The sequence below is a fragment of the Fibrisoma montanum genome (assembly GCF_003583365.1).
Taxonomy (GTDB): Bacteria; Bacteroidota; Bacteroidia; order Cytophagales; family Spirosomataceae; genus Fibrisoma; species Fibrisoma montanum.
Genome location: NZ_QXED01000002.1, coordinates 942485 through 963392 on the forward strand (window position 1 = coordinate 942485; position 20908 = coordinate 963392).

Annotated in this window: 22 protein-coding genes; 17 read left to right on the top strand and 5 right to left on the bottom strand. The window is 57.5% G+C overall.

What is annotated here, in order from left to right:
* Positions 1 to 23: 23 nt before the first annotated feature.
* From DYU11_RS09635 to DYU11_RS09650, 4 genes are all read left to right on the top strand, one after another.
* Complete coding sequence (locus DYU11_RS09635) at positions 24 to 1730, top strand: helix-hairpin-helix domain-containing protein (protein ID WP_119667427.1); 1707 nt, start codon at positions 24 to 26, stop codon at positions 1728 to 1730.
* Between the two features lie 57 nt (positions 1731 to 1787).
* Positions 1788 to 4184 carry a TonB-dependent receptor gene (locus DYU11_RS09640; protein ID WP_119667428.1) on the top strand — a complete coding sequence of 799 codons (2397 nt, stop codon included), beginning with the start codon at positions 1788 to 1790 and terminating at the stop codon, positions 4182 to 4184.
* A gap of 15 nt (positions 4185 to 4199) precedes the next feature.
* Positions 4200 to 5294, top strand: coding sequence for a DUF4249 domain-containing protein (locus tag DYU11_RS09645; protein WP_229365746.1), 1095 nt, complete (start codon positions 4200 to 4202; stop codon positions 5292 to 5294).
* A 117-nt stretch (positions 5295 to 5411) separates the two neighbouring features.
* Entirely contained in the window at positions 5412 to 6407 is a 996-nt protein-coding gene (locus DYU11_RS09650) for a glycosyltransferase family 9 protein (protein WP_119667430.1), read from the top strand.
* A 66-nt stretch (positions 6408 to 6473) separates the two neighbouring features.
* Here DYU11_RS09650 and DYU11_RS09655 read toward each other — a convergent pair whose 3' ends face one another.
* The 3 genes from DYU11_RS09655 to DYU11_RS09665 form a co-directional block, all read right to left on the bottom strand.
* Positions 6474 to 7352: a bacteriorhodopsin gene (locus DYU11_RS09655; RefSeq protein ID WP_119667431.1), complete on the bottom strand. Its 879-nt coding sequence runs from the start codon at positions 7350 to 7352 to the stop codon at positions 6474 to 6476.
* A 154-nt stretch (positions 7353 to 7506) separates the two neighbouring features.
* On the bottom strand, positions 7507 to 8475 hold the full coding sequence (locus DYU11_RS09660; RefSeq protein WP_119667432.1) for a TIGR03885 family FMN-dependent LLM class oxidoreductase: 969 nt from the start codon (positions 8473 to 8475) through the stop codon (positions 7507 to 7509).
* Positions 8476 to 8508: 33 nt separating this feature from the next.
* On the bottom strand, positions 8509 to 10152 hold the full coding sequence (locus DYU11_RS09665; protein WP_119667433.1) for an alpha-amylase family protein: 1644 nt from the start codon (positions 10150 to 10152) through the stop codon (positions 8509 to 8511).
* 254 nt (positions 10153 to 10406) lie between these two features.
* Here DYU11_RS09665 and DYU11_RS09670 point away from each other — a divergent pair, with 254 nt between their 5' ends.
* From DYU11_RS09670 to DYU11_RS09685, 4 genes are all read left to right on the top strand, one after another.
* The gene (locus tag DYU11_RS09670; protein WP_119667523.1) at positions 10407 to 11582 is read left to right on the top strand and encodes an acyltransferase family protein; all 1176 of its coding nucleotides are present in this window, start codon (positions 10407 to 10409) and stop codon (positions 11580 to 11582) included.
* Positions 11583 to 11735: 153 nt separating this feature from the next.
* On the top strand, positions 11736 to 12365 hold the full coding sequence (locus tag DYU11_RS09675) for a mycothiol transferase (RefSeq protein ID WP_119667434.1): 630 nt from the start codon (positions 11736 to 11738) through the stop codon (positions 12363 to 12365).
* Positions 12366 to 12373: 8 nt separating this feature from the next.
* A complete protein-coding gene (locus DYU11_RS09680) occupies positions 12374 to 12928 on the top strand; it encodes a DinB family protein (RefSeq protein WP_119667435.1) in 555 nt (184 codons plus the stop codon).
* The gene (locus tag DYU11_RS09685) at positions 12929 to 13444 is read left to right on the top strand and encodes a nuclear transport factor 2 family protein (protein WP_229365747.1); all 516 of its coding nucleotides are present in this window, start codon (positions 12929 to 12931) and stop codon (positions 13442 to 13444) included.
* Between the two features lie 70 nt (positions 13445 to 13514).
* On the opposite strand, the gene DYU11_RS09690 is transcribed toward DYU11_RS09685, so the two are convergent.
* Both DYU11_RS09690 and DYU11_RS09695 read right to left on the bottom strand, forming a co-directional pair.
* Positions 13515 to 13985 (bottom strand): DoxX family protein, encoded by a 471-nt coding sequence (locus tag DYU11_RS09690; protein WP_119667436.1) that lies wholly within the window; start codon positions 13983 to 13985, stop codon positions 13515 to 13517.
* A gap of 100 nt (positions 13986 to 14085) precedes the next feature.
* Entirely contained in the window at positions 14086 to 15282 is a 1197-nt protein-coding gene (locus DYU11_RS09695) for a molybdopterin molybdotransferase MoeA (RefSeq protein WP_119667437.1), read from the bottom strand.
* Between the two features lie 97 nt (positions 15283 to 15379).
* On the opposite strand from DYU11_RS09695, the gene moaC reads away from it, so the two are divergent.
* The 9 genes from moaC (at position 15380) to kdsB (ending at position 20891) form a co-directional block, all read left to right on the top strand.
* Positions 15380 to 15853, top strand: coding sequence for a cyclic pyranopterin monophosphate synthase MoaC (gene moaC, locus DYU11_RS09700; RefSeq protein ID WP_119667438.1), 474 nt, complete (start codon positions 15380 to 15382; stop codon positions 15851 to 15853).
* Positions 15825 to 16433, top strand: coding sequence for an NTP transferase domain-containing protein (locus tag DYU11_RS09705; protein ID WP_229365748.1), 609 nt, complete (start codon positions 15825 to 15827; stop codon positions 16431 to 16433). The genes moaC and DYU11_RS09705 overlap by 29 nt, the downstream gene beginning before the upstream one ends.
* Positions 16434 to 16476: 43 nt before the next feature.
* A complete protein-coding gene (locus DYU11_RS09710) occupies positions 16477 to 17076 on the top strand; it encodes a DUF6992 family protein (protein WP_119667440.1) in 600 nt (199 codons plus the stop codon).
* 116 nt (positions 17077 to 17192) lie between these two features.
* Positions 17193 to 17663: a nucleoside deaminase gene (locus DYU11_RS09715; protein ID WP_119667441.1), complete on the top strand. Its 471-nt coding sequence runs from the start codon at positions 17193 to 17195 to the stop codon at positions 17661 to 17663.
* 66 nt (positions 17664 to 17729) lie between these two features.
* On the top strand, positions 17730 to 17960 hold the full coding sequence (locus DYU11_RS09720) for a DUF433 domain-containing protein (protein ID WP_119667442.1): 231 nt from the start codon (positions 17730 to 17732) through the stop codon (positions 17958 to 17960).
* Positions 17960 to 18316, top strand: a complete 357-nt coding sequence (locus DYU11_RS09725; RefSeq protein WP_119667443.1) for a DUF5615 family PIN-like protein — start codon at positions 17960 to 17962, stop codon at positions 18314 to 18316. The genes DYU11_RS09720 and DYU11_RS09725 overlap by 1 nt, the downstream gene beginning before the upstream one ends.
* Positions 18317 to 18320: 4 nt before the next feature.
* Complete coding sequence (gene kdsA, locus DYU11_RS09730) at positions 18321 to 19172, top strand: 3-deoxy-8-phosphooctulonate synthase (protein WP_119667444.1); 852 nt, start codon at positions 18321 to 18323, stop codon at positions 19170 to 19172.
* 72 nt (positions 19173 to 19244) lie between these two features.
* Positions 19245 to 19946, top strand: coding sequence for a phosphatase (locus DYU11_RS09735; protein WP_119667445.1), 702 nt, complete (start codon positions 19245 to 19247; stop codon positions 19944 to 19946).
* Between the two features lie 186 nt (positions 19947 to 20132).
* Complete coding sequence (kdsB, locus tag DYU11_RS09740; RefSeq protein WP_119667446.1) at positions 20133 to 20891, top strand: 3-deoxy-manno-octulosonate cytidylyltransferase; 759 nt, start codon at positions 20133 to 20135, stop codon at positions 20889 to 20891.
* Positions 20892 to 20908 lie beyond the last annotated feature (17 nt).

Genomic DNA, 20908 nt, shown 5'->3' on the forward strand with positions numbered 1-20908 from the left:
GCGGAGTAAATTACTCAATTCGTATGACGAATACCGAAATCGTTGACCGGCTTGAACTGACCGGCCGGTTAATGGAACTCCATGACCACGACGCTTTCAAAATACGGGCCTTCAGTTCAGCCGCGTTCAGTCTCGATAAATCGACTGCCGACCTGGCCAGTCTGCCCGTCGAGGAGCTGGTAAAACTGCCGGGCGTGGGGAAGTCCGTGGCGCAAAAGATCCGGGAACTGGTTGAAACCGGCCACCTGACCGAGTTGGATAACCTGCTGGCCGAGACCCCGGAGGGTGTGCTGGAGATGTTCCGGATCAAGGGGCTGGGGGCAAAGAAAATCCGGACGCTGTGGCGCGAACTTGGCATCGATAACCTGCGGGATCTGCAACTGGCGGGCGAAAACGGACAGATCGCCAAAATCAAGGGCTTTGGCGCCAGTACGCAGGAAAAAATTCTGAATTCGCTCACGTTCCTCCAGGAGCAGAAAGGCAAGATACGGATGGACCGGGCCGCCATGCTCGCCAACGTCCTGCACGACGAACTGACCAGGGCGTTCAATCGCGTTGACATCAGCGGACAGGTACGTCGGAAAGCGCAGGAAGTCGACACCATCCAGCTCCTGCTCGAAACCAGCGATCCGGTGGGGGCGCAGCGGTACCTGAACAGCCTCCCGATGCTGACCCAGAACGAGCGGGAGTCCTCGCCGTTTGCGTGGCGCGGGCACATGGAAGGCAGCGACGTAGGCATCGAACTGCTGATGTTTCCGGCCGACCAGATCGACCGCCAGTTGTTCATCCAAACGGCCGCTGAGCCGCATCTGCAACAGGTTGGTTCGGCCAGCGTATCGCTGCTTCAGGCTGCGCTGACCCTGTCGAACGTATCGGAAGAACGTATTTACGAACGGGCCGGCCTGCCGTACATCGTACCCGAAATGCGCGAGGATGAATTCGCTTTCCGCTGGGCCGGTCGCCATCAAAACGACGAACTGGTTACCTGGGACGACCTGCGCGGTACGCTTCATAATCACAGCACGTGGTCGGACGGCAAGCAGTCCATCGCCGACATGGCCGCTTATTGCCGTGAACTGGGCCTGACGTATTTCGGCATTGCTGACCACTCCAAAACGGCTAGCTACGCCAACGGACTTGACATCGACCGGGTACAGGCGCAGCACCGCGAAATCGATCGGCTGAACGCGCAGTTCGGCGACAACTTCCTTATTTTCAAAGGCATTGAGTCCGATATTCTGGGCGATGGGTCGCTGGACTACGACGACGCTACGCTCGCTACCTTCGACTACGTAGTGGCGTCCGTTCACCAGACCCTGACCATGACGCTCGAAAAGGCTACGACGCGGCTCCTGCGGGCGATCGAGAATCCGTACACGACCATTCTGGGCCACCCGACCGGGCGGTTGCTGCTGGCCCGCGCCGGCTACCCCATCGATCACCGGGCCGTTATCGACGCCTGCGCTGAACATAACGTAGTGATTGAAATCAATGCCAGTCCCTACCGGCTCGACATCGACTGGCGCTGGATCGATTACGCCATGGAGCGGGGCGTTATGCTGAGCATCAACCCCGATGCGCACGATCTGGCGGGCCTGCTGGATATGCACTATGGGGTGGCTGTAGGACGGAAAGGTGGCCTGACCAAAGCCATGACGTTTAACGCCCTGACGCTGACAGAGATGAAGGCGTATCTGCAAAACCGAAAAAATCAGTTACTTGCCGGGTAGAATGGTCTTTGTATCCGGCTTTTCCATACCATCACGACTATTCCTACCTTCCTGAAAATGCGCTTTCGTTTACTCCTGCTGTTCCAGCTTGGCTGGCTGCTCCCTTTTACTCTCCCGGCCCAGAAAACGTCGGTTCACTCCCTGACCGGGTATGTGCGCGAGGCCGTTACGGGTAAGCCCATCGCGGGCGCAACGGTTTTTGTGCAGAACAACCGCAAAGGCACCCGCACGGGCAGCGACGGGTACTTTGTGATACCCCTCCCTGAAGGCAGGTACACCGTTCGGTTTTCGCACGTGGGCTACGTCGTAAAAACCGAAGCGGTTACGCTCAACAAGCTGCTCCTGCTCAACGTCGAGCTGGCCGAAGATTCGCAGTATCTGCAGGAAGTGGTGGTGCAGACCGAAGCGCCCGACCGCAACGTTCGCAAGGTCGAAATGGGCGTTACGCAGCTGAGTATAAAGAATATCAAGCGGATTCCGGCGTTCATGGGCGAGGTCGATATCGTGCGGAGCCTGCTGCTGCTGCCCGGCGTCACAACGGTCGGGGAGGGGGCTACGGGCTTCAATGTGCGCGGGGGTAGCGTCGACCAGAACCTCGTGCTGCTGGATGAAGTGCCCCTGTTCAATACCAGTCACCTGTTCGGGTTTTTCTCGGTGTTCAACCCCGACGTAGTGCGCGATGCGACCTTGCACCGGGGCGGTATCGCAGCCGGGTACGGTGGCCGGGCCTCGTCGGTGCTGGACATCAAGATCAAGGAGCCGGAAGCCGAAAAATGGACCCTCAACGGCGGCATCGGGCTGGTATCGAGCCGGTTGGGGGTAGAGGGGCCCGTCATTCCCCGCAAATTGTCGGTGCTGGCGGCTACGCGGGTGTCGGTCAATGATTTTCTGTTTCAGCTCGGACCGCCCTCGCTGCGGGGAACCAAGGCTAACTTCTACGACCTCACCACGAAGGTCAAGTTTCAGCCGAATGAACAGCATACCGTTACGTTCACGGGCTACGTCAGCCGGGACGTATTCAAGCTGCCGTCCGATTCGCTGGCGAGTCTGGAAGTCAATGCCTCTTCGACCCGTTTCGATTACGAGACCATGGCTGGTGCGGTGCGGTGGAACTACTTTATCAGCAAGCGGTTCAACCTCGCTACTACGGCCATCTGGAGCCGCTACCAGACCGAAACATCAGTACCCGACTCGTCCAACGCGTTTCGGCTGCAGGCCGAAGTGCTGCACCGACAAGTCCGTTCGGATTTGAGCATCAATGTGAACGAGAAACATCAGGTGCAGACCGGAGCCAGCCTGATCGACTACAGCATCCAGCCGAACCGACTGGTGCCGGGGCCGTTCTCGAACGTATTGCCGGTGGTATTGCCCATTGAGCGGGCTTATGAAGTGGCGGCCTACGTGCAGGACGACTGGAACCTGACCTCTACGGTGGCATTACAGCTTGGCCTGCGGTATTCGGCACTGCTCAACCGTGGCCCGGCCGACGTCCGGACGTATTCGCCCGAACAGCCCCGCGAACCGGGAACGGCCGCGGCCGAACAGGAATACGGCGCCGGAAAAATTTACCATAGTTCCGGTGGGATTGAACCCCGGCTGGCGGTTCGCTGGAATCTGGCACCGGGGCAGTCTGTCAAAGCAGGCTACCACCGGCTGCGGCAGTATATTAACCTGATCACGAACACAACGGCCGCCCTGCCTACCTCACGCTGGAAACTGGCCGACCAGAACGTCAGTCCCGTTATTGCCGATCAGTGGTCGCTGGGGTACTTCCGGAACATAAACAACGACGCCATCGAGTTGTCGGCCGAAGTCTACTACAAGACCCTACAAAATGCCCTCGACTACAAAGACGGGGCTGACCTGACGCTGAATGCCCTCCCCGAAACGGATCTGCTGCAGGGACGCGGACAGGCCTACGGGCTGGAAACACAACTGCGGAAGAACAAAGGGGCCTGGACGGGCTGGGTCAGCTATACCTACTCCCGGACATTCCTGACCATCGACAGTCCCTTCGTGGAAGAGCGCATCAACGGCGGACGGGCGTATCCGGCCAACTTCGATAAGCCGCACACACTCAACGCTACGGCCACCTACCGGCCGAGCCTTCGGTTTAGCCTGTCGTTGAATTTTACGTACAGCACCGGGCGACCCATCACGCAACCCTACGGCCGGGCGGTGATCAACGGGGTGCGGGTGCCAATTTTCATCAACCGGAATCAGGAGCGGATACCCGACTACCACCGGCTCGATTTTTCGATGCTGTTTGAGCAGGATCCCGCCCGGCAGCGACGTGTTCAGCAAAGCTGGGTATTCGCGATCTACAACGTCTACGCGCACAAGAACGCGTATTCGGTCTTCTACCGCTTTGACCCCCGGCAGGATAAGGATGCGTTCAAGCTGGCCATCTTTGGATCGGTGTTTCCGTCGCTTACCTGGAATTTCAAGTTTTAACCCGTTGCCTATCCGATGCTGACCCCTCACATGACGTTCTATAAAGTTCTTTTCGTCCTGCTGCTATCTTCCTGCCTGCTTACCTGCGTGACGCCGTACCAGCCGGAGGTAAAAAGCATTCCGCGGGCGGTGGTGGTCGAAGGACTCATAACCGATCAGCCGGGACCGTATTCCGTTAACCTGACCTACACGAGCGATTACACCAATGTTGCCCTCAACCTGCGGGTGAGCGGGGCGCAGGTTGCCATTGTGGATGATCAGGGACGACGGCAGTCGCTGCGTGAACTGGGCACCGGAAGCGGTATCTACCAGACACCCGCCGACTACCGGGGGCAGACCGGTCGGACGTACCGGCTGGAGTTTACCACTGCCGACGGCAAACGGTACCAGTCGAAGCCCGAACTGCTCAAAGCGGCCCCAAAAATCGACAGCATCTACGCGGAGTATTCGGAGTCGCCGATTCCCGGGACACTGGCGTTCGACAAAGGGTTTAACATCTACGTCGACACCCGCGATCCGGCCACAACGGGCGACTACTACCGCTGGCGCTGGACCCACTACGAGCCGATCAGCATCTGTTCCATCCGGCAGGTGCCCAACTCCAATCCGGGCGTCGAATACAGCTATCCCTGCTGTTCGGAGTGCTGGGATATTGTCCGGTGCTACGGCAACGCCTGCATCAACGTAGCCACCGACGCGCTCATCAACGGTCGGGCCATCAGCCGCCAGCTCATTCTGCGCGCGCCCTACGAATCGACCAGCAAGTACTACGTGGAAATTGAGCAGCAGACCCTGAGCCGCGAGGCCTACAACTTCTGGAGCCGCGTGGATAAACTGACCAACAGCAACGGCGGTATCTTCGACGCAGCCCCGGCCGGTATCCAGGGGAATGTGGTCTGTGTGAGCAATCCCGACGAACCGGTCTACGGTTTTTTTGGGGCCTCGGGAGCGTCGCTGGTGCCGTATACGCTGAACCGCGGAGGCATCTCATCGACCCCCAACATCCGCCCGACTCCGCCACCGTTTCCCCCGGGGCCGCCACCGCCCTGTACGGTATGCGAGGAAAGCCAGTACCGGACGCCCACCAAACCCCGGTGGTGGGTATACTGAGCCGTTTTGAACCCGGCAGCGACCCCATTTTTTACTAAATCGAGCCATTCAGTAACCCAGTAAGCAACCGTTTGATATACCGCGTAAAAAACAATATTTTCGCGTAAATTCTCAGTTATGGCCACCCCGGTTAAGTTTCTGATTATACGCTTCTCGTCTATCGGTGACATTGTCCTGACGACGCCTGTCATTCGTTGCCTGAAACAGCAGGTACCGGGCGCCGAAGTACATTTTTGTACGAAAAAAGGCTATCAGTCGCTGGTAGAACATAATCCGTATATTGATAAGCGGTTCTATCTGGAAACGAGCCTGTACGACCTGCTGAAAGAACTCCGCGCCGAACGCTATGACTACGTGATCGACCTGCACAACAACCTGCGGACCAGCGTGCTTAAGGCGGGGCTCGGCGTCAAGTCGTACAGCTTCGACAAGCTTAACATCCGCAAATGGTTCTACGTCCGCTGGAAGGTGAACGTCATGCCGAATCAGCACATCGTGGACCGGTACATGGCTACGGTACGTCCGTTCGGGGTGGAGAACGACGAGCAGGGTCTCGATTATTTTATACCCTACAAAGACCATGTCGAAACGGACTGGCTGCCGGCTACGCACCAGGAAGACTTCGTGGCTTATGCCATCGGTGGGCAGCACGCAACCAAGAAGCTGCCCGTGCCCCGGATGATCGAGCTATGCCGGAAAATTAACTACCCGATCGTGCTGCTGGGCGGCAAGGAAGACCGCGAGGCCGGGGAGGAAATCGTGCGGGCGGTGGGCAAGCGGCTTATCTACAATGCCTGCGGGCAGTACAACCTCAACCAGTCGGCGTCGCTGCTGGCGCGGGCGCGGGTGGTGTTCAGCCACGATACCGGTCTGATGCACATCGCGGCCGCCCTGAAAAAGAAAATCTACTCCATCTGGGGCAACACGACCCCTCATTTAGGCATGTATCCCTACAAAACCAACTTCGTCGTGCTGGAAAAGACGGGGCTGGAATGCCGACCCTGTTCCAAAATCGGTTTTGACCAGTGCCCCATGCGGCATTTCAACTGCATGAACCAGCTCTCGTTCGATTTCGAGGTAAAAGAACTGCGGCAGAAAAAGCGGATCGAATAACCCCAAAAAAAGCGGCCCCGCCAACGTTGGTCAGCCGGGCCGGTTATCGACTCATCTATGAGCTAACTACCGGGATACGCCATCCCCATAGGCAGGCTGTGTCCGTCGGGTAGTTTCGCCGTCGTAAGCAGGTTCAATAGTTTTGTAGGCAGCACTCGTTGTGGCTGCCAGACCGGGTTGGTAGCCTTCAATGGCGCTCAGCTTCGTAGCCAGCTGGCTAAGCATCACGCCGTAAATAACCTTTGACGTAATGTCGGCAACCGTGAAGCAGATTTGCCGGATCACCATACCGTCTGCCGTTGGCGAAAGCCAGGGCATGGCGTAGGCAATCGGGTAAAGTGTCCAGGACAGGATCAGCAGCCAGAAAATAGCCCGGGCGTGGCTACCCGTGTCGCCGGGCATGGTCTGGGCCGCCCGGAAAATGCTTGTTCCGACGAGGTAGCAGATGTAGATCATAAACACGGTGCTGACAGCCCCCCAGATGTGCATAGTGGCAATGTCGGTCGTTTCGTAGAACTGACCCACGTAGCCGGTGTAGATCATCAGCAGCCCGGCCACCACGAACCCGATAAAGGTCCGGCGAAACTGCCGGCCGGTGATGCCCAGCACAACCAGCAGCTGGGTGAGCAGCATCGGTACGTCGATGGACCAGTTCACGTAGCGGTAGCCGTTCGAAAACGTAGTGGTTGAGGGGTTCCAGCGTTCGCCGTCCCACGTAAAGGCCTGCGACCAGTTGATCTGCTGATTGAGCAGAATGAGGGCGGCCGACACCATCACGACGGCCGACAGCGTGGACGAAAGCCGGTAGCGGGGGGAGCTTTCATTCGCGGTAGTCAGAAAGTACACCAGACCGGCCACCTGCGCCCCTACGCCCAGCGTTAAAATGTGGCGTACAACGTCGAATTGCACGGACGTGTAGCTGAATAGATTCTCCATGTTTTCCATAACGTCACCGTTTAAAGTATGCCGGGATACTGTGGTTAAGAAACTGAAAAAGAAACCCCCTGTTCAGTGAGGGGGTTTTGTACGGAGATCAATTCTAACAGTTTTCTAAGCTGATAATCAGCTGGCGGAGGTCTTTTCAGCCATAGGTACCGAGTTAAGCGGTTTTCAGCAGTTCCGGCAGTACCGATTCGCCAAACGCATCAATGAACCGTTGCTGATCCCGGTTCACGTTGTGCAGCGTGAGCAGTTCAAACCCCAGATCGAGGTAGTCGGTCAGCCACGCCAGGTGCCGTGCCGGATCAGACGATACGTTGATCATCGATACGATCTCATCTTCGCTCACAAACTGACTGGCAGCATCAAACTGATCGGGCATACGCAGTTCGGTCAGTACGTTATTGGGGAGGATGTTGACCCGCCACTGCTCATGGGCACCGTGCAGCGCGGCTTCATCGGTTTCGGCGTACGATAACTGCACTTTCAGATGCATCGGCTTGCCTTCGCCACCCCCGCGCCGGAAGGCCTCTACAACCTCCTGGAGCTTCTCAATGGGCTGCGAAATGGTCAGCAGCCCATCGGCCCACGAGCCGACCCACTCCGCCGTTTTAGCCGTAACGGCCGCGCCGAAAATCAGGGGTTTCACTGCCGGACGGGAATAGAGGATAGCCTCCTCGACCGTAACCAGCCCTTTGTGGGTGACACATTCGCCGTTCCACAACGCCCGGATGATGTCGACGCATTCTTTCAGACGGGTGTTGCGGTCGGCTTTGGACGGCCACTTTTCGCCCGTTATGTGTTCGTTCAGGGTCTGCCCCGACCCGACGGCCAGCCAGAACCGCTCGGGAAACATGTCGGCCAGTGTGGCGGCCGCCTGGGCAATGATGGCAGGATGGTAGCGCTGCCCCGGTGCATTGACGACGCCAAACGTGAGCGACGTAGCCTGCATAGCGGCTCCCAGCCACGACCAGGCAAATCCGCTTTCGCCCTGCTGGTTGGTCCATGGGTGAAAGTGGTCCGACGAAGAGCCGGCCGTAAAACCGGCCTGTTCAGCGAGTTGCACATTAGCCAGCAGGGTGCTGGGCTTGAACTGTTCGTGCGATGCGTGGTATCCGATCTTGATCATAAGTCGTTCGTAATGAAGTAACGTGAGCGGGTATCAGGGCAGCAGATGGCTCAAATCCCCGGTGCGGAACCAGCGGTAGCCGTAGGCATCCAGCGTAATGCGATGCGTGCCCTTTTCGTCGGCTTCCTGTTCATAGTTGGCAATCAGATCGATCAGTTTATTTTCGCCGGGGGCCTTCAGGTTCAGCAGGACTTCGCGCGGCTTTTCGTCGAAGTTGTGCAGGATCAGCAGCGACTGACCCATTCGGTTGTAGTGCATGACCAGGACCGGCGATACGTCGGTTTTCAGGATCTGCCAGTCGCCCCAGCCAATCTCCGGACATTCTTTCCGCAGGCGCATCAGGGCGGTCATCCAGTTGAGCAGCGAGTCGGGGTCACGGCGCTGGGCCTCCACGTTGACATGCTGATACGCGTACGGGCCTTCGTCGATCACGGGATGTACGAGCTTGTCGGCGGCCGAAAAACCGGCCTGTGGGCTGTCGGTCCATTGCATGGGTGTCCGCACGGCTTCCCGTTCCGGCAGGCTGAGGTCGTCGCCCATGCCGATTTCGTCGCCGTAGCGGATCACGGGCGTACCGGGCAGCGAAAACATCAGGCTGTAGGCCAGTTCGGTCAGCTGCCGGCTGCCCAGCATCGGCGACAGCCGCCGACGGATGCCGCGGTGGTAGAGCTGCATGTTTTCGTCGGGGCCGAAGCGGTCGAACACCCGCTGGCGCTGCTCATCGGTCAGGCGGCCCAGATCGAGTTCGTCGTGGTTGCGCAGAAACTGCGCCCACTGCGCCATCTGGAAATCGATGCGGGTATCTTCCAGGGCCTTGACCAGTGGCTCAATGTCGGCCGTAGCCAGGGCATAGAACAGGTGCTGGTTAACGAAGAAGTTGAACATCAGATGGATGCCATTGCCTTCCTGGCCAAAGTACTGCGCGGTTTCTTTGGGTAGAACGTTGGCTTCGCCGAGCAGGATCGCGTCGCCTTTCCGCCATTGCAGAAACCGGCGCATCTCCCGCAGGTAGTCAAACTTCATGGTCGATTCGGCCTTGCCGGGAGCCGGCGTTTCGAGGATGAACGGTACGGCATCCACCCGGAACCCGGCTACGCCCAGTTGCAGCCAGTAGCCCATAATCCGGCGGATTTCGGCCCGCACGGCGTCGTTGTCCATGTTCAGGTCGGGCTGGTAATCGTAAAACCGGTGGAAATAATACGCTTTGGCTTTTTTGTCGTACGTCCAGGTGGATTTCTGAACGCCGGGAAACACCATACCTTCGTCCCAGTCGGAGGGTTTTTTCTTAGACCAGATGTACCAGTCGTGGTGCATGGCATCGTCCGAGTTGCGGGCATCCTGAAACCACGGGTGCTGATCGGACGTGTGATTGACAACCAAGTCGATGATGACTTTAATGCCCCGCTTGTTGGCCTGGTGCATAAACTCAACGAAGTCGCCACTGGAGCCGTGCCGGGGATCAACACCGTAGTAGTCGCGGATGTCGTAGCCGTTGTCCTTGTTCGGCGTGGGCTGAAACGGAGCCAGCCAGACCGTATCGACGCCCAGGGCGTGGAGGTAATCGAGCCGACGGCAGAGGCCCTCAAAATCGCCGATTCCGTCGCCGTTGCCATCCATAAACGTTTCCAGGTCAAGGCTGTAGATGATGGCGTTCTTGTACCAGAGGTCTTCAATCATGGAAAATCGTTCGGTTTTGTAGTGAGTGCATTATCGTCTGAACTAATTCCGGCCGGCAGGGTAGGAGATTATTACGGAACGGCCGTTTTTTTGAGTCGCTACGCGTATAGAATGTCCATTACAAGGCGGATTGCTTTCCTGAAGTAAAAATGAACGGCTCATCATGAGCTGTTAAAAATCAACCATTTACTAAAGTGATTCGGCTGCATCAGGGATAAATGGATACCTTCCTCCATCTATTCATCCCTATGCCCATGAACCGTTCATACCTGACCACCCTGACACCGTTGCGGGGTGTTGCGGCCCTGCTGGTCGTTACGTTTCACTTCAACCTGCTGGTGATGCCGCTAATCGACCCCGCCATTACGCAGTTGCATCGGCGCTGGTACCTGCTGGTCGACTTTTTCTTCATCCTGAGCGGCTTCATCATCACCTATGTGTACGGCGACTGGTTCGAGAACCGGGTGTCTACCGCATCATTCCGACGCTATATGGCGGCCCGATTTGCCCGTATTTACCCGCTTCATGTGATCACGCTCCTGTGGGTGGTTGGCATCTATATGCTGGTCGTACAGGTCTACCAGGTCAAACTGGGCCGCGTTGAACAGGGCGTGTTCGACGTATCGGCTATTCCGCTGCACGTGTTCATGCTGCATGGGTTTATGGCGGTGGGATCGGGAACCTGGAACACCCCAACCTGGTCGATCGGCTGTGAGTGGCTGTTGTACCTGCTGTTCCCCCTGCTGATACTCGGCTTCCGTCGACTGTCGGGCGCAGGCAGGTATGGGTTGCTGGGGGTTGTGCTGGCCTTATACGTGTACCTGACCCAGCCGGTCGAAAACCATGCCATGTACAAACCCTGGCTGTCCACGCTCACCAATACCATCGACGACCTGAGGTTTCCGGGTAGCTTTCTGCGGTGTTTTGCGGGCTTTTTGCTGGGTATGATTTGTCTGGAAGCATACAGTCGCCAGTGGGGGCAGAACGTTTTAAGGCGAAGCGGGGTGTTTCTGGCGCTGGTGCTTGGCCTGGCGGTTGCCTTCCACTGGCAAGTACCCGATACGTTTACCATCTGGGCCTTCCCGTTGCTCATTCTGGGGGCCTGCTATAATGCCGGACGCGTGTCAAAACTCCTGAAAACCCGGCCGCTGCAACGACTGGGCGACTGGTCTTATTCCATATACATGGTTCACATGCCCATTCTGTTCTCGTTTCTGGCGGTGCAGCTTATTACGGCCCCGGCCGACCAGAAACCCGCCGGGCCGGTAACTTACGGGCCGGCCGGACCGATTGCCTGCCTGGTTTACCTGCTGCTGGTCGTGCTTGTCGCGGCCCTTACGTATCGCTTTGTGGAAGTGCCAAGCCGACGCGTTCTTAACCGGGTACTGAAGGCGAAGCGAGCCGCCGAGCCGGAAATCAGTTTTTCCTGAGAGGTGCGTCTCTGTTAAAAAATGTCAAAATGAACCTGACGTTACAACCCGTCTAAACCGAAAACACTCAGGAAGTCTGTACGAAACGTCGACGCGTAGCAGGACGGCTTCCGGTCTGAACTTGTCTGTAATAAACTTTAAACCTTTTTTTCGATGAAACGCAACCATTATTCCCGGCGGGATTTTGCCTTTACAATCGGCGCGGGCAGCCTCGCGGCCGGGGCTCTACTGCTGCCGCAACAGGCTCTGGCCAACCCGATCGTTGACGACGCTAACATCAACCACATTGGTCCCAAGTCGGGCTTTACCCCGCAGATCGGTACGCTGATGTCCATGCTGGACTGGGTGAGCGACTCGGTCATCAAGTATCATTCGAAGCTAAGCGTAGAGCAACTGGACTACGTGCACGATAAAGACTCGAACTCTATTGGCTCATTAATCCTGCACGTAGCGGCTACCGAAGTGATTTATCAGGACATTACGTTTCATAACCTCAACGGGTTTTCAGAAGCCAATAAACCCAGATGGAACGTAGCCATGGAACTGGGCGACGACGCCAGGAAGCAGATCAAAGGAAATCCGCTGAGCTACTACAAGGATGCCATCGACGACGCCAGAGCCGTTACCAGGCGCGAGATGAAACAGCGGGACGATGCCTGGCTGCTCTCCGGCGAAACCAAAGAATGGAACTGGAATAACTATTGCAAGTGGTTTCACGTGACCGAGCACTACGCCAACCACCGGGGGCAGATGACCTGGTACGCGAAACGTATACCGAAATAACCGAACCCATGACCAATACCCATCAACTTCTTCAGCAGGTTGCCGTTGCCCGCCGGAATTACCTGACCAGTCTGGCTGGTATGGACGAATCGCAGGCCCAATGGAAACCCGCGCCCGATGCCTGGAATGCGGTCGAGATTACCGAACATTTGTTCTGGGCCGAGCAGGGCGGTATTCTGGGCATGTGGAAGACGCTGCTCAGTATCCGGGCCGGAACGGTTAGCTTCGAAGGCGCCAGCCCGAACGGCGGACTACCGGTCGAAGACATTATCCGGCGCACGTGGCAGGAGAAAGAAATTGTGCCGCCCGTAGCCGCCCCGCGTATGGGCGGACCGCTGGGGTTCTGGGCCTCGGCGCTGGCCGGCCTGCAATCCACTCTGGAAGCGTTTGGCGAGTTGCTAACCGACGAAGACCTGTTGATCCAGGCTCACCCGCACCCCATTTCGGGACCGATGACCTTTGGGCAACGCCTGGAATTCCTGCGGTTTCATATTGACCGCCACCGGGGTCAGGTCGAGCGGCTAAACGATTCGTTTGCTGAATCAATAAGCGTATTGCGTTGAGTGTCTGTATCTTTATGGATGGATGCCAAAGCAGGGTTGATCAGAGGTAACCAGCGGTTCAGCAACAACTTTTTAGGCAATATGGAAAGCTTTACACCCAGGGAGCAGATCACAGACGTAGTAAACCGGCTGTTCGTGTACACAGACTATCAGGAGTGGCAAAAGATTCAGGACGACGTATTTTCGGAAAGCCTGTTTTTCGACATGTCGTCGCTGGGTGGTGAGTCGAAACAGATGACATCCAAGGCCGTATGCGACACCTGGCAACAGGGTTTTGTAGGGATCGATGCCATTAATCACCTGGCCGGTAACTACCTCGTGCAGATCAATGGAACGGAAGCTGACGTATTCGCCTATGCTACCGCCACGCACTACAAAGAAGCCGCCACGGCGGGCAAAACCCGGGAGTTTGTCGGAAGTTATGATCTGCACCTGATTCAGACCGAAAACGGCTGGCGGATTGATCGATTCAGGTATACCCTCAAATACGCCAGCGGTAATCTTGACTTAAAATAAAGCTTTCCTACGTAGCAAACCGCCGTGGCTTGAGCAATACAAGCCACGGCGGTTTGCTACGTGTACGTTGTCAGGCCGTTTGAACAGAGGGATAAGCGCCCACAGGAGGGGGTGTCGGCTGGCTGGCGGCTGCCGCTGCTTTCAGCCGTTTGTGGTAAAACACGTAGGAACCGACACCAAGCAGTATGAAGATCAGCATGGGTGCCCACATGGCGAAGGGAATCCCGCTTTTGTAGATGGAATACGTAGCGCCAACCAGGTCAATGAACAAACCGGCGTAGGCCCACTCCTTCAGCCGGGGGAAACCCGGCACCAGAATGGCCAGCACACCAAACAGTTTGGCCCAGCCCAGAAACGGAATCAGATAAGCCGGATAGCCCATGTCCTTAAAACCCTGTACGGCTTCGGGCGACACGAGAATGTCGGGAATAGCCGAGCCAAGCATGATGAACGAAAAGAGACCGGTGAAGATCCAGTAGGCGATGGCTGTCGTTTTCGCGGATTTTGAAACGGGGTTTGCGGGTTGGTTTGGCGTTGTCATGTCGTATTGTTGTTTGGTGATCTACATGACAAATATACCCTGCGTTCCCGGCCTCGACGGGGGGTGAAAACGGCAATAATCGGGGCAATTGCGACAGGGTTTACCGCGTTGGCCAGACGCGGAATCCTTCGCCCGCCCGAAACTCTGACCGGTCGGCGGGTAGCTCCATAAACGCGTCTGCATCAAGCAGGTTGGCGAAGTCGGCCGAGCCGGAACCGGGCAGCGGATGCGCCATCATACGCCCGTCGGGTTCGGAGACCAGCCGGACCGGCAGAAAGTACGTCAGTGCCGGATCGAACAGAATCGTGCGGGTCAGTTGGGCGTAGTGCGGACGGTCGGCCGGCAGACCCAGCGACGCCCGCAGAAACGGCAGCACGTAGCGGCAGGCGCAGAGCACGGTCGAAACGGGATTGCCGGGCAGGGCAAACACGGCCTGTCCGGCAGTGGTGGAGCCGAACCAGAGGGGTTTGCCCGGTCGCTGATCAACTTTGTGAAACTGTTTCTGAATGCCCAGCCGGGTCAGTACGTCCGGTACAAAGTCGGCTTTCCCGGCCGATACGCCCCCGCTGAGCAGCAGCAGGTCGTGGTTCGCCAGCAGATCGGTCAGCATATCTTCCAGCGCCAGCTCGTCGTCGGCGATGTGATGCAGCGTAGCCGTGATGCCCAGCGACAGCAGGGCTGCCCGGAGCATGTACGTATTCGACCGCCGGATCTGGTAGGGCAGTGGGGTTTCGGTCAGACCCACCAGTTCGTCGCCGGTCGAGATCAGGGCAACGCGCGGCAGGGCCGACACAACAACCGACGCCCGGCCTACGGAAGCAGCTACGGCAATTTCGGAGGGACTAAGCAGCATGCCGGCCGAGATCAGTTCGTCGCCCGCCCGGCGGTCGGTAGCGCGGTGATGCACGTTCTGGCCCGGTTGCAGATCATCAATGGTGATGGTAGCCTGGCCGTCGGCGATCGTCACATCTTCATAACGTACCACCGTATCGGTCTGAGCGGGCAGCATCGCCCCGGTCATCGCTTCCAGGCAGGCGGTCTGGTCGGTCAGGGTCTGCTGCGGTTGTCCGGCAAACTGCGCCCCGGCAATCCGGAACAGGCGGGCACCACCGGCGTATTGCTCGTACCGGATGGCGATGCCGTCCATCGACACCCGATCAAAGGGGGGGAAGTCACGGTCGGCCAGGACCGGTTCCTGCAGCACACGACCGGTTGCCGCGGCCAGGGAGACCGATTCAGTAGGTAATTGGAGCAGATGCTGCTGGGTGATAGCGAACGCTTCGGCGACGGAGAGCATATCGGTATTGATTGTTGCGTGGGATTATTGAACTTTGAACGACTTTGCGGGCTGGATGTTCAAGATTCGGCCGCCATCTCCATGATTTAAAACGGAAATGAAGGATTTTTCACACCTCGACGCACAAGGCAATCCGGCGATGGTCGACGTTGGAGCCAAAGCAGTTACGCACCGAACGGCCCGTGCCCGCAGCATTGTTATGCTGAACGAGGAAATTATGCAGCACCTGACCGGCACGGATATTCAGACGAAAAAAGGGCCGGTGTTTCAGACCGCGATCGTGGCCGGTACGATGGCGGCCAAACGTACCGACGAACTGATTCCGCTTTGTCACTCGCTGGGGCTGGAAAACTGCCGGATCACCATCACAACCGAGGGCCACGACGCGATCGTTGACTGTCTGGTTTCGACGGAAGGGAAAACGGGCGTCGAGATGGAAGCGCTGGTGGGGGCCTCGGTGGCAGCCCTGACAATCTACGATATGTGCAAGGCGTTTTCGCACGACATCGTAATCCGGGAAACCAAACTGCTCGAAAAAACCGGTGGCAAACGCGACTTCCGGCGCGACTAGCGCCACCGTCCCTCCGCTATATGGCCTGGTGCTGGCCGGTGGCCGGAGTACCCGCATGGGGCAGGATAAGTCGCTGCTGGCCTACCACGGCAAACCCCAGCGCGAACACCTGACCGATCTGCTTCGGCCCTACTGCGCTGAGGTGTGGTGGTCCGTAAACGCCGATCAGGTTGATGGCTTGCCCGATTCCGCACCGCCGTTTGTTGTGGATGCCTTTGCGGTGAACAGTCCGCTGAACGGCATTCTGTCGGCGTTTCAGCAGAATCCTGCTGTCGCCTGGCTGGTCGTTGCCTGCGATATGCCCCGCTTGACGGGCCGGACACTGGACGCGCTGGTCGCGGCACGTAATCCGGCCAAAGCCGCCACCACGGTCTACGATTCGGATGGCCAGGCCCCGGAACCGCTGCTGACCATCTACGAGCCGGCAATCGGTCCGATACTGCTGCGCCGGCTGGCCGAAGGCGTTCGTTCCCCCCGCAATATGCTGCTGGAAAGTGACATTCACGTGGTGACGGCTCCGGACATTGGGGAGCTGCTGAACGTCAATGATCCGGATACCCGCGCCCGGTGGCAGTCGTAAACCATCGGGCCGGAATCTCGGTTAGTTTCAGAAAACAACCACCATGACTCCATTCCGACGTTTTCTGCTGGCAGCCGGCTCGGTGTTGCTCGGTACCAGCACGCAGGCGCAGCCAACCAATCCGACCCTGCGCGATTTTACGGAGCAGCGGATGCAGCACCAGAAGGTAATCGGCTACACACTGGGCGGTTATGCCCTGGCCAATATCGCCGTGGGGGCGGTTGGGGCCAGCCAGACAACCGGCGAAACCCGATACTTCCACCGAATGAATGTGTACTGGAACCTGGTGAACCTCGGAATTGCCGGGGCCGGGCTGCTGGGTGCCCGCCGGAAAGCCGGTTCCGAAACGCTGGGGCAGGCCATCCGGCAGCACGAAAACATGAAGCAGATTCTGCTGCTGAACAGTGGTCTGGACGTAGCGTATATCGTTGGTGGCGCGTACCTGCTCGAACGGGCTAAAAACCGCCCCGAAAACCGGGATCAGCTACGAGGGTTCGGTAAGTCAGTCATCGCGCAGGGAAGCTTTCTGCTGGCGTTCGATCTGGTCAATTATTTCATTTTTAAGAAACGTGGCGACCGGCAGCAGATGCAGTTAGTGGGTGCCGCTCCCCTGGGTGTGGGCGTGGTGATGCCCATCCGATAGGGCGAGCGGAGGGTTGCCCATGCCGTAACGACGCAACGGGTTTTTAGTAGTTAACAGTTTTTTGGGTGGTGGTCAACCGGATTGACGGACCGCCCGCCAGGCTATACGATTGAGGAATGACAGACGAAGATTTCTTGCGCGAAGCCATTCGCCTGGCCCGCGAAGGCATGCACACCGGCCAGGGTGGACCGTTTGGATCGGTCGTGGTGAAAGACGGTCAGATTGTGGGCCGGGGCAGCAACCAGGTTACGTCCACCAACGACCCCACTGCCCACGCCGAAGTGGTTGCTATCCGGGACGCCTGCCGGAATCTGGGTACGTTCCAGCTGGAAGGCTGTACCCTTTACGCGTCCTGCGAGCCCTGCCCGATGTGCCTGGGGGCGATCTACTGGGCGCGGCCGGGCCGGATTGTGTACGGGGCCTTCCATTCGGATGCGGCCAGCGCCGGCTTCGACGATCAGTTTATCTACGAAGAACTTGAAAAACCACGCGAGCAGCGGCACATTCCCATGACGCAGTTGCTCCGCGATGAAGCCGATGCCGTGTTTCGGGAGTGGCAGGCCAAAGAGGGCAGGACATTGTACTGAGCCGGTGAACGTTTTAGCGGAATCTTGTATTTTTGCGGGACAACATACCGGCCATTGTCCAGTACTATGGAGCTTTTAAAACGAATTACCGCTGATCCTGCAATTCTGGCCGGTAAGCCAGCCATTAAAGGGACTCGTTTGTCCGTACAATTCATCGTTGGACTACTGGCCAAAGGCGCTACACACGAAGAAATTTTGGCGGAGTACCCGTACATCGAAGAAGATGATATTCGGGCATGTTTGTTGTTCGCATCCCGGCTGCTGGAGGATAGCACACTAATTCCCTTAGCTGCCTGATGAAGGTGCTTGTTGATGAATGTACCGGACCATCAGTGGCCCGTTGGTTACGTGATGAAGGCCACGATGTTTACTCAGTATCGGAACAATCGCGGGGATGGTCAGATCATCAGGTATTAGCTCATGCCGTAGCTGAACAGCGAGTCATTGTATCGAACGATAAAGATTTTGGTGAACTTGTTTTTAAAAACCGACTTCATCATTGTGGCATTGTCTTACTGCGGTTAGACGATGAACGGGTTAATAATAAGATTGGTGTGCTGCGTCGGTTTTTTGCCAATTTTTCGGATCAAATTACATCAAGTCATTTTATCGTATTGACGGAAAAAGCAATACGTATTAATTTAATTAAGTAAGGTTATGTCTCAGAAAATTGTTCGCGTAGGCGATATCGACTGTGGTTCAGACGATCTGTTCCTGATCTCCGGTCCCTGCGTCATTGAAGACGAAAAAATTATGATGACGGTCGCCGAGCAGCTCCGCGAAATTGCCGAGCGGCTTGGCATCAAGGTCATCTATAAATCCTCGTTCCAGAAAGACAATCGATCCAGTCTGGACTATTACACCGGGCCGGGGCTGGAAAAAGGAATCGCGATTCTGGCGAAGGTGAAAGAGCAGTTCGGTTTCCCACTCCTGACCGATATTCACTACCCCGACCAGGCCGCGCCCGTGGCTGAGGTGGTAGACGTCTTGCAGATTCCGGCGTACCTCTGCATGCAGTCGCAGTTGATCGTGGCCGCGGCCCAGACGGGTCGGGTCATCAACGTGAAGCACGGCCAGTTTCTGGCGCCGGAGAACATGAAGCATCCAGTCAAAAAGATTGAAGATTCGGGCAACGAGCAGATCATCCTGACCGAGCGCGGCTATACGTTCGGCTACAACGACCTCGTGGTTGATCCGCGCAGTTTTTACCACATGGGCCGCACCAACTACCCGGTGGTGTTCGACGTAACGCACGCCATCCGGAAGTACGGCATCCCGTCGAAAGACGCGAAAGGCGGTGCGCGGGAGTACCTGCCGGTACTGGCCCGGGCGGGTGTTGCGGCCGGCGTGGATGGGCTGTTCATCGAAGCGCACACGTGTCCGTCGGAGGCTCTCTGCGATGCCGCCAGCCAGCTCGACATCCGGTACCTGGAGGAATTCATGAAACCCCTGCTGGAGCTGCACGCCATTGAGGTAAAATACCGTAATACCCTGCCTGAACTGGCGTAAATGATGTATGATGCAGGATGATTGATTTGGTGACGAAGCCAACCAGTCATCCTGCATTATACATGGCCCACTATGATTGATGTAGAACAGATTTTCACCGCCCTGGGCGGGCAATTCATCACGCCGGCCGCCGAACTGGCCGAGAAGCTTCGGTCGATCAGGGCCGTCGTCTTCGACTGGGATGGCGTTTTCAACGACGGTATCAAAACCGGCTCGGGCAGCAGTCCGTTCAGCGAGGTCGATTCGATGGGGACCAACCTGCTTCGGTTCGGATTCTGGCTGCATCACGGTCAGACACTGCCCGCCGTGGCGATTGTGACCGGAGTCACCAATGAGATGGCCGATCGGCTGGCGGCTCGCGAACACTTCCACGCCTGTTATTCGCAGGCAAAACACAAGATCGAGGTACTGGCCCACTTTCTGGATCAACACGGGCTGCAACCGCAGGAGGTCGCGTTCTTCTTCGACGATGCCCTGGACCTGTCGGTAGCTGAGGTGGCCGGGGTGCGGATTATGATTCGGCGGACCGCCAACCCGCTGTTTACCCGGTACGTTATTCAGAACAAGTACGCCGACTACGTGACCGCGCACATGAGCGGCCAGTTTGCCGTGCGCGAAGGGTGTGAGTTAATGCTGGGACTGCTGGGGCAGTTTGAGCCCGTGATGGCCGAACGGCTTCGGTACCGGCCCGTTTATGATCAGTACTATACCCAGCGGCAGGCCGTTGTGCCCATGTTCTGGACCGTCGGTCCAAACGGTCCCGAACGTAAATAAAGTGGGCCATGGCGGAGGATAAACAATGGGATTGACTGCTTACCATCCACAACTCTCGTCCAATAAAGTATATCAATGGTCAGACGTACCGTCAGACCAGTACCAACGGCTTTCATCCATTCGATTCGGTCTGACGGTACGTCTGACCGGACCAACGGCCGGATTCGCCAATTTTGTAAACGTATTATGATTATCGGAATTATTCCGTCCCGTTATGCGTCGACCCGTTTTCCGGGTAAACCACTGGCCGACATCGACGGTAAACCCATGATCCAGCGGGTGCTGGAACAGGCGCAGCAGGTGAAGGCGTTTGCGCACGTACTCGTTGCCACCGACGATGAGCGCATTGCCGGGGTCGTGCGCCAGGCCGGGGGCGTGGCCGTTATGACCCGGTCGGATCATCCCACCGGCACCGACCGCTGCTGGGAAGCCTACAGCCAGCTGGTGGCCGATGGAACCGTCTCGGCCGCCCGGACCAACTACGTGATTAATATTCAGGGTGACGAACCCTTCATCAACCCGGCCCAGATCGGCGAACTGGCGGCTGTGCTGGATGGAACGGTCGAACTGGCCACGCAGATGTCGCCGGTCGATTCGGCGGAGGTGCTGCACAGCCCGAGCGAGGCTAAAATCATCGTCAATGCCCAGGGTGAGGCCTTGTATTTCAGCCGCCAGCCGATTCCGTATCTGCGGGGCGTTGACCCGGCGGTCTGGCACGAACACCATACCTTCCACCGCCACATCGGGCTATACGCGTACCGGGCCGATATTCTGGAGCAGATTACGCAGCTGTCGCCCTCGTCGCTCGAACGAGCCGAATCGCTGGAGCAGCTTCGGTGGCTCGAAGCCGGCTACCGGATCAAACTCGTTCCGACGCGCTACCAGAGCCAGAGCGTGGATGATCCGGCGGATGTGGAGAAGGCGTTATTGAGCCGGAGACCATAAGCTAAGGCGATTGCAAA

What these genes read in the sequence shown, in the direction of transcription:
- DYU11_RS09680 (WP_119667435.1), top strand. Translation starts at nt 12,374, where the DNA reads ATGACCAATACCCATCAACTTCTTCAGCAGGTTGCCGTTGCCCGCCGG.
- DYU11_RS09635 (WP_119667427.1), top strand. Translation starts at nt 24, where the DNA reads ATGACGAATACCGAAATCGTTGACCGGCTTGAACTGACCGGCCGGTTA.
- DYU11_RS09690 (WP_119667436.1), bottom strand. Translation starts at nt 13,985, where the DNA reads ATGACAACGCCAAACCAACCCGCAAACCCCGTTTCAAAATCCGCGAAA.
- DYU11_RS09695 (WP_119667437.1), bottom strand. Translation starts at nt 15,282, where the DNA reads ATGCTCTCCGTCGCCGAAGCGTTCGCTATCACCCAGCAGCATCTGCTC.
- DYU11_RS09715 (WP_119667441.1), top strand. Translation starts at nt 17,193, where the DNA reads ATGACAGACGAAGATTTCTTGCGCGAAGCCATTCGCCTGGCCCGCGAA.
- DYU11_RS09720 (WP_119667442.1), top strand. Translation starts at nt 17,730, where the DNA reads ATGGAGCTTTTAAAACGAATTACCGCTGATCCTGCAATTCTGGCCGGT.
- kdsB (WP_119667446.1), top strand. Translation starts at nt 20,133, where the DNA reads ATGATTATCGGAATTATTCCGTCCCGTTATGCGTCGACCCGTTTTCCG.
- DYU11_RS09640 (WP_119667428.1), top strand. Translation starts at nt 1,788, where the DNA reads ATGCGCTTTCGTTTACTCCTGCTGTTCCAGCTTGGCTGGCTGCTCCCT.
- DYU11_RS09725 (WP_119667443.1), top strand. Translation starts at nt 17,960, where the DNA reads ATGAAGGTGCTTGTTGATGAATGTACCGGACCATCAGTGGCCCGTTGG.
- DYU11_RS09665 (WP_119667433.1), bottom strand. Translation starts at nt 10,152, where the DNA reads ATGATTGAAGACCTCTGGTACAAGAACGCCATCATCTACAGCCTTGAC.
- DYU11_RS09655 (WP_119667431.1), bottom strand. Translation starts at nt 7,352, where the DNA reads ATGGAAAACATGGAGAATCTATTCAGCTACACGTCCGTGCAATTCGAC.
- moaC (WP_119667438.1), top strand. Translation starts at nt 15,380, where the DNA reads ATGAAGGATTTTTCACACCTCGACGCACAAGGCAATCCGGCGATGGTC.
- DYU11_RS09710 (WP_119667440.1), top strand. Translation starts at nt 16,477, where the DNA reads ATGACTCCATTCCGACGTTTTCTGCTGGCAGCCGGCTCGGTGTTGCTC.
- DYU11_RS09735 (WP_119667445.1), top strand. Translation starts at nt 19,245, where the DNA reads ATGATTGATGTAGAACAGATTTTCACCGCCCTGGGCGGGCAATTCATC.
- DYU11_RS09670 (WP_119667523.1), top strand. Translation starts at nt 10,407, where the DNA reads ATGAACCGTTCATACCTGACCACCCTGACACCGTTGCGGGGTGTTGCG.
- DYU11_RS09650 (WP_119667430.1), top strand. Translation starts at nt 5,412, where the DNA reads ATGGCCACCCCGGTTAAGTTTCTGATTATACGCTTCTCGTCTATCGGT.
- DYU11_RS09660 (WP_119667432.1), bottom strand. Translation starts at nt 8,475, where the DNA reads ATGATCAAGATCGGATACCACGCATCGCACGAACAGTTCAAGCCCAGC.
- kdsA (WP_119667444.1), top strand. Translation starts at nt 18,321, where the DNA reads ATGTCTCAGAAAATTGTTCGCGTAGGCGATATCGACTGTGGTTCAGAC.
- DYU11_RS09675 (WP_119667434.1), top strand. Translation starts at nt 11,736, where the DNA reads ATGAAACGCAACCATTATTCCCGGCGGGATTTTGCCTTTACAATCGGC.
- DYU11_RS09645 (WP_229365746.1), top strand. Translation starts at nt 4,200, where the DNA reads ATGCTGACCCCTCACATGACGTTCTATAAAGTTCTTTTCGTCCTGCTG.